The organism is Kitasatospora putterlickiae (genome assembly GCF_039527695.1).
Classification (GTDB): domain Bacteria; phylum Actinomycetota; class Actinomycetes; order Streptomycetales; family Streptomycetaceae; genus Kitasatospora; species Kitasatospora putterlickiae.
The window spans coordinates 2,038-5,537 of the sequence record NZ_BAAAKJ010000334.1 but is presented as its reverse complement, the minus strand read 5'-3'; the positions used below and the strand labels follow the sequence as shown (position 1 = coordinate 5,537).

The window sequence follows — 3,500 nt, the reverse complement described above, 5'->3', positions numbered from 1 at the left end:
GTGGCCGGTGCTGGCCGACGCCACCCCGGCCGCCGTGCCCGCCGTCGCCCGCCTGCGCCCGGCCCGCTGACCGGGGCCGGGCCCTTCCCGGGAACGGGCCGGCCGGCTCCCGGGGTGCGGGTGGGCGGCGGGTCGCGGATCCTGGGCGACGGGGCACGCGTACGCGCCCGATCCCCTCCCCCTCGCCCGAATCCCTCCCCGACTCCCTCGCCCGAATCCCTCGCCCGAGGAAGGACAACGCCCATGAGCGCCCTCGACTTCGAGGTCATCGACAGTCCGGACAGCTCGCTCAACAAGACGTCCGTGCTGGTCACCGGCCCGCAGGACGCGCTGCTGGTGGACGCCGGGTTCACCCGCTCCGACGGGCGGCGGCTGGCGGAGCGGGTGAAGGCCAGCGGGAAGCGGCTGACCACGGTGTTCGTCAGCCACGGCGACCCGGACTTCTACTTCGGCGCCCAAGAAATTCAGGACGTCTTCCCGCAGGCGCGGTTCCTGGCCACCGCGTCGACCGTCGAGCACATCCAGGAGACCTTCGACGCCAAGGTCCGGGCCTGGTCGCACCTGGGTCCGGAGCTGCCGACCCGGCTGGTGCGCCCGGAGGTGCTGCACGGCGACGAGCTGGTCTTCGAGGGGCACCGCTTCGAGCTGCGCGGAGCGGACTTCCACCTGCCGGACAGGCACTACCTGTGGCAGCACCACCACCGCACGGTGCTCGGCGGGGTGCTGCTGTTCCAGGGACTGCACGTGTGGACGGCCGACACGCCGGCGCCGGAGCAGCGGGCGGCCTGGATCGACCTGCTGGACGGCATGGCGGCGCTGGAGCCGGCCTTCGTGGTGGCCGGGCACCGGACGGCGGACGCGCCGACCGACAGCTCGTCGATCGACCGGACCCGGGACTACCTGCGGGCCTTCGAGACGGAGGTCGGCCGGGCGCCGGACGCGGCGGCGGCCAAGGAGGCGTTGGAGCTCCGCTTCCCGGAGCTGGGCATGCGGCTGGCGGTCGACCTCGGCACGAAGGTCGCCAAGGGCGAGCTGAGCTGGGGCTGAGCGCGATGATCGAGGTACCGCGGCCGGAGGCCGCTTTCGCAGAGTCCGAGGCCCCGGCCGACGTGGTGCGCCGCCAGTACCTGGCGTCGGCGCGCGGCGATCTGGGGGCGTTGCGGGCGACGCTCGCCGACGACGTGGAGTGGACGGAGATGGCGGGCTTCCCGCTGGCCGGCACCTACCGGACGCCGAAGGGCGTCACCGGCGGGGTGATGGAGCGGCTGGCCGCCGAATGGGAGGAGTGGACGGTGCACGACGACCGGTACGTGGTGGCCGGTGAGGACGTGGTGGTGCTGGGCCGGTACACGGCGGTGCACAAGGTGACCGGCCGCCCGCTGGCCGTCCGGCTGGTGCACCACTTCACGGTGCGCGGCGGGCGGATCGTGCGGTTCGAGCAGTTCACCGACACCGCCCTGGTCCGCGAGGCGATGACGCCCTGACGGTGTGACCCGCCCCCTCGTGTCACCCGTTCGGGGGAGCCCGCGCGGCGCGCCGGACGCGCTCTCGACAGCTCCCCCGGACGGCGGCAGGCTGTCGGTGATTTCCGCCGGAGAGCGAGGAGTTCACCATGAGCACGGACAGCACGGGCACCGACCGCGGCGGGCGGGAGCGCCCCTTCGTGATCGTCGGCGCGTCCCTCGGCGGCGCGAAGGCCGCGCAGGCGCTGCGCGAGGCGGGGTACACCGGCGGCATCGTCCTGATCGGCGACGAGCACGAGCGCCCGTACGAGCGTCCGCCGCTGTCCAAGGGCTACCTGATCGGCAAGACGGACCGGGAGAAGATCTACGTCCATCCGCCGCAGTGGTACGCCGAGCACGACGTGACGCTGCGGCTGGGCACGGCGGTGGTCGCCATCGATCCGGCGGCGCACACGGTGACCTTGGCCGACGACGGGCGGGTGGAGTACGCGAAGCTGCTGCTGACCACCGGGTCGGTGCCGCGCCGGCTGCCGGTGCCCGGGGCGGAGCAGGACGGCGTGCTCTACCTGCGGCGGGTGGAGGACAGCGAGCGGATCCGCGAGGCGTTCCGCCCGGACGCCCGGGTGATGGTGATCGGCGCGGGCTGGATCGGGCTGGAGACGGCCGCCGCGGCACGGGCGGCGGGCGCCGCGGTGACGGTGCTGGAGGCGGCCGAGCTGCCGCTGCTGCGGGTGCTGGGCCGCGAGGTGGCTCAGGTCTTCGCCGACCTGCACCGCGACCACGGTGTCGACCTGCGGTTCGGCGTGCGGGTCACGGAGCTGACCGGCGAGGACGGCCGGGTGACCGGCGTCCGGCTGGCGGACGGCACGACGGTGCCGGCGGACGCGGTGGTGGTGGGCGTCGGCATCGCCCCGGACACCGCCCTCGCCGAGGCCGCCGGCCTGGAGGTCGACAACGGCGTCAAGACGGACGAGCACCTGCGCACCTCCGACCCCGACATCCACGCGGCGGGCGACGTCGCCAACGCCTACCACCCGCTCTTCGGCCGCCACCTCCGCGTGGAGCACTGGGCGAACGCCCTCAACCAGCCCCAGACCGCCGCCCGCGCGATGCTCGGCGAGGACGCGGTGTACGACCGCGTCCCCTACTTCTTCTCGGACCAGTACGACCTGGGCATGGAGTACATCGGCTACGTCGAGCCCGGCGGCTACGACCGCGTGGTGTTCCGGGGCGACCCGGCCACCCGCGAGTTCATCGCCTTCTGGCTCGCCGACGGCCGCGTCCTGGCCGGTATGAACGTCAACGTCTGGGACGTCACCGACCCGATCCGCGAGCTGGTCCGCTCCGGCCGCACGGTCGACGCCAAGGCCCTCGCCGACCCGGACGTCCCCCTCACCGACCTCTGAGCCCGTGCGGTGAAGGCCGAACGGCCCGCGCGCGGAAGGCTGTTTCCGGCGGCGGGCCGTTCGGGTCTTCAGGTGGTCTTCGGGTGGTTGGGTAGGTCCCCGGCTGGGCGGGGGGGGCGTCAGGCGACGGGCGGGAAGGCCTCGGCGTCCGGCTTCAGGAGCTGGCCGGGGGCGGGGGCCTTCTGGTTCACCAGGTAGTCGGTGACCAGCTGGCCGAGTTCCTTGCTGCGGCCGACGGCGCAGTGCTCGACCACGTCGACCGAGACCAGCACCGCGTTGCCCAGCTGGCGCTGCATGCGCTGGGAGAAGGTGTAGTTGGTGGCCGGGTCGTAGAGGTTGCCGACGACCATCACCGGGGTGGAGGTCTTCCGGTTCCACGGGCCGCTGAAGCGCTCGGCGTCGCGGGCCGGGGCCGGCCAGGAGGAGCAGGTCGGGCCGTCGAAGGCCTGGTAGCGGCCGAAGGTCGGGGACTCCTTCTCCCAGGCCTTGGCCAGGTTGACGAAGGTCTTCGGGTTGGACGGGTACGGCTTGTCCTGGCAGTTGACGCCGTAGTAGGAGTCGTCGGAGGAGTACGGGGTCTCCGGCAGGGCCTCGCGCAGCGCGGTCGGCACGGTCGTCGCGAGCACCTTGG

Annotated in this window: 4 protein-coding genes; 3 read left to right on the top strand and 1 reads right to left on the bottom strand. The window is 73.5% G+C overall.

All coding sequences use genetic code 11. The features are described 5' to 3' along the window. The first annotated feature begins 243 nt into the window (after positions 1 to 243). The 3 genes from ABD308_RS31525 (at position 244) to ABD308_RS31515 (ending at position 2,869) form a co-directional block, all read left to right on the top strand. Complete coding sequence (locus ABD308_RS31525) at positions 244 to 1,047, top strand: MBL fold metallo-hydrolase (RefSeq protein ID WP_344342628.1); 804 nt, start codon at positions 244 to 246, stop codon at positions 1,045 to 1,047. Positions 1,048 to 1,052: 5 nt separating this feature from the next. Further along, positions 1,053 to 1,484: a nuclear transport factor 2 family protein gene (locus tag ABD308_RS31520; RefSeq protein ID WP_344342624.1), complete on the top strand. Its 432-nt coding sequence runs from the start codon at positions 1,053 to 1,055 to the stop codon at positions 1,482 to 1,484. Between the two features lie 128 nt (positions 1,485 to 1,612). Continuing rightward, the gene (locus ABD308_RS31515; protein WP_344342621.1) at positions 1,613 to 2,869 is read left to right on the top strand and encodes an NAD(P)/FAD-dependent oxidoreductase; all 1,257 of its coding nucleotides are present in this window, start codon (positions 1,613 to 1,615) and stop codon (positions 2,867 to 2,869) included. Between the two features lie 119 nt (positions 2,870 to 2,988). Here ABD308_RS31515 and ABD308_RS31510 read toward each other — a convergent pair. Beyond that, positions 2,989 to 3,500 (bottom strand): alpha/beta hydrolase (locus ABD308_RS31510; protein ID WP_344342618.1); only part of this gene is annotated, 512 nt, incomplete at its 5' end.